This is a genomic window from Teichococcus aerofrigidensis, from assembly GCF_054073225.1.
Genome location: NZ_JBSXMU010000210.1, coordinates 1 through 2941 on the forward strand (window position 1 = coordinate 1; position 2941 = coordinate 2941).

The 2941-nt window shown below is 72.0% G+C and carries 5 protein-coding genes; 4 read left to right on the forward strand and 1 reads right to left on the reverse strand.

Annotation, left to right across the window (positions count from 1 at the left end; translation table 11 throughout):
* Positions 1 to 409, reverse strand: a 409-nt coding sequence (locus ACVMLK_RS20520) for a histidine phosphotransferase family protein (RefSeq protein ID WP_457487474.1), incomplete at its 3' end; no start/stop codon positions are given.
* A gap of 132 nt (positions 410 to 541) precedes the next feature.
* On the opposite strand from ACVMLK_RS20520, the gene ACVMLK_RS20525 reads away from it, so the two are divergent.
* From ACVMLK_RS20525 to ACVMLK_RS20540, 4 genes are all read left to right on the forward strand, one after another.
* Positions 542 to 715, forward strand: a complete 174-nt coding sequence (locus ACVMLK_RS20525) for a DUF3553 domain-containing protein (RefSeq protein ID WP_198365365.1) — start codon at positions 542 to 544, stop codon at positions 713 to 715.
* On the forward strand, positions 712 to 1470 hold the full coding sequence (locus ACVMLK_RS20530) for a TSUP family transporter (protein WP_370591936.1): 759 nt from the start codon (positions 712 to 714) through the stop codon (positions 1468 to 1470). The genes ACVMLK_RS20525 and ACVMLK_RS20530 overlap by 4 nt, the downstream gene beginning before the upstream one ends.
* A gap of 103 nt (positions 1471 to 1573) precedes the next feature.
* Positions 1574 to 2566, forward strand: coding sequence for a GTP 3',8-cyclase MoaA (gene moaA, locus ACVMLK_RS20535; RefSeq protein ID WP_422924759.1), 993 nt, complete (start codon positions 1574 to 1576; stop codon positions 2564 to 2566).
* Positions 2567 to 2583: 17 nt separating this feature from the next.
* On the forward strand, positions 2584 to 2941 hold a 358-nt coding region (locus tag ACVMLK_RS20540; protein ID WP_457487475.1), incomplete at its 3' end, for a hypothetical protein.

The following is a 2941-nucleotide window of genomic DNA, read 5'->3' on the forward strand; positions in this document are numbered from 1 at the left end:
GCACCAGCGCCTCCGCGGCCGCGCCCGGCTCGAGATGCACGACGCCGCCGCGCGAGACCGCCTCCCCCGCCAGCATGGCGGCCACCAGCAGCAGCTGCGCCACCGGCGCGGGCAGCACCCGGTCCCGCGGCATCGGGCCCAGGTCGAACCGCGCGCGGCCGCCGGCCAGCATGCCGTCCAGCAGGGTCGCGATCTCGCTCAGCGCCAGCGGCCCGGTGCCGGCGCCGCAGGCGGCGCGCCAGTAGCTCAGCCGCCGCCGCATCTCGGCCACCGCGTCCTGCGCCAGCCCGGCGGCCTCCGGGTCCTCGCCCAGCAGGCTCATGGCCCCGCCGATCGTGCCGAGCGGGCCAACGAGGTCATGGCACAGCCGGGCGCAGAGGTCCTGCGCCAGGCTCGATTCGCTGTTCATCAAGGGGGCTTCCTCATGCCGGGTCCGTAAGGCCGCGCTAGCCGCATCCTGCCTAAGATACGGTTAAGAATCACGCTTCCGTGAACGTCGTCTCCCTAGCCCGGTCGGCGCTTCGCCGCCACCCTGGCCGCCATGCGACTCCCGCTCGAACCTGGAATGCTGGTCCGCCATCCGCAGCGCCCGGAATGGGGGGTGGGACAGGTGCAGTCCGTGGTCGGCGAACGGGTCACGGTGAACTTCGAGCATGCCGGCAAGCTGCTGATCAACGCCGCGCAGGTGGCCCTCGACGTGCTGGACGCGCCGTGATCGCGGCCGCCTGGGCGCAGGTGGCGCCCCTGCTCGGCGGCTGGGAGGTGGGGGTCGCGGTCTTCGCCACCGTCATCGCCGGGCTGATGCGGGGCTATTCCGGCTTCGGCACCGCCATCCTGCTGGCTCCGGTCTATTCCACCCTCTGGGGGCCGCGCGTCGGCGTCCCGGTGATGCTGGTCATGGAGCTTTTCGTCTCCGCCTATCTGCTGCCGCGCGCCGTGGCGCTGGCCAACCGGCGGGTGATCTTCTCGCTCGGCGGCGCCGCCATCCTGGCCACGCCCTTCGGGGCCTGGGTGCTCTTCGTCGCCGAGGCCGGCACGCTGCGCCGCGCCATCGGCCTGATGGTGCTGGTCTTCGGCCTGCTGCTGATGTCGCCCTGGCGCTATCACGGCAAGCGGCCGCTGTCGCTGAACCTCGTCATCGGCACCGTCTCCGGGCTGATGAAGGGCGCCACCGGCATGTCGGGCCCGCCGGTCATCCTCTATCTGCTGTCCGGGCCGGAGGCGGCGGCGCAGCACCGCGCCAACCTGATCCTCTACTTCGGCCTGCTCGGCATCGCCGCTGTCATCCCGCCGCTCTGGGGCGGGCTGATCGGCGGGCCGGTGCTGGTGCTGACGGCGCTGATGCTGCCGGTGCTGCTGGGCAGCGTGCCGGTCGGCGCCCGGCTCTTCCATGTCATCCCGGTGCAATGGTACCGCCGCCTCGCCCTCGTCGCCCTGGTCGGGGCCGGGAGCTTCGCGCTGCTCGGCTGAGGCGGGGACGGCGGCGGAGGGGGTTGCAGCGGGGGGGGTTGCAGCGGAGGGGCGGGGCGGCCCAAATGGGGTGGACCCGCATGCCCCAGGAGTGCCCCTCGCCATGATCGATCCGTTCGGCCGGCGGATCAGCTACCTCCGCGTCTCCGTCACGGACCGTTGCGACCTGCGCTGCGTCTACTGCATGGCGGAGGACATGACTTTCCTGCCCAAGGCGCAGATCCTCAGCCTCGAGGAGCTGGAGCGGCTGTGCGGCGCCTTCATCGGCCTGGGCGTCGAGCGGATCCGGCTGACCGGCGGCGAGCCGCTGGTCCGGCGCGACGTGATGTCGCTGATCCGCAACCTCGGCGCCCGCATCGGTCCCGGCGCCCTGCGCGAACTGACGCTCACCACCAACGGCACCCAGCTCGCGAAGCATGCCGAGGGCCTCTACGCCGCCGGCGTCCGCCGTCTGAACGTCTCCCTCGATTCCCTCGATCCGGCGCGCTTCCGGGCGCTGACCCGCTGGGGCGACATCGAGAAGACGCTGGACGGCATCTTCGCCGCCCGTGCGGCGGGCCTGGCCATCAAGATCAACGCCGTCGCCATGAAGGGCGTGAACGAGGACGAGTTCGACCGGCTGATCGCCTGGTGCGGCGAGCACGGCTTCGACCTGACGCTGATCGAGACCATGCCGATGGGCGAGATCGGCGAGGATCGCACCGACCAGTACCTGCCGCTCTCCCTGGTGCGTCGCCGCCTGCGGGAGACCTGGACGCTGGAGGACACGGACTACGCGACCGGCGGACCGGCCCGCTACATGGTGGTGAAGGAGACCGGCCGCCGGCTCGGCTTCATCACCCCGATGACCCACAATTTCTGCGAAAGCTGCAATCGCGTCCGCCTCACCTGCACCGGCACGCTGTATATGTGTCTCGGGCAGGAGGACGCGGCGGATCTGCGCGCCCTCCTGCGCGACCCGGCGGTGGACGAGGCCGGGCTGCGCGAGGCGATCGAGGCCGCCATCGCCCGCAAGCCGAAAGGCCATGACTTCGTCATCGACCGGCGCCACAGCCGCCCCGCGGTCGGGCGCCACATGAGCGTGACCGGAGGGTGAACCTTGGCGGCTGAACCATGAACGAGTTGCGGAGCCTGACCGCCAGCCTGGCGATCCCCGGCATGCCGGAATGGACCGGCCTGCTGTTGCTCACCCTCGGCCTGCTCTGCGCCGCGGCCTTCCTGCTGATGCCGTTCAGCGTCTTCGGCGTGAAGTCCCGGCTCGAGGCGCTGGAGGTGCAGCTCGACGAGATCCAGGCCGAATTGCGGGAACTGGCGATGCGGCTGCAGGAGCCGGCGCTCGCCGCGCGCCGCCCGGCGGTGGCGGAGGACTGGGTCGAGCCCCCCTCCTTCGTGGCCGGCCGCTCCGAGCGCGAGCCACCGCGTGTCGTGGCGCCGCCGGTCCCGCCGCCGCCGGCCTGGCCGCAGTCCGGGT

Excerpts from the sequence above, each read along its gene's own strand:
- moaA (WP_422924759.1), top strand. The coding sequence starts at position 1,574 with ATGATCGATCCGTTCGGCCGGCGGATCAGCTACCTCCGCGTCTCCGTC.
- ACVMLK_RS20525 (WP_198365365.1), top strand. The coding sequence starts at position 542 with ATGCGACTCCCGCTCGAACCTGGAATGCTGGTCCGCCATCCGCAGCGC.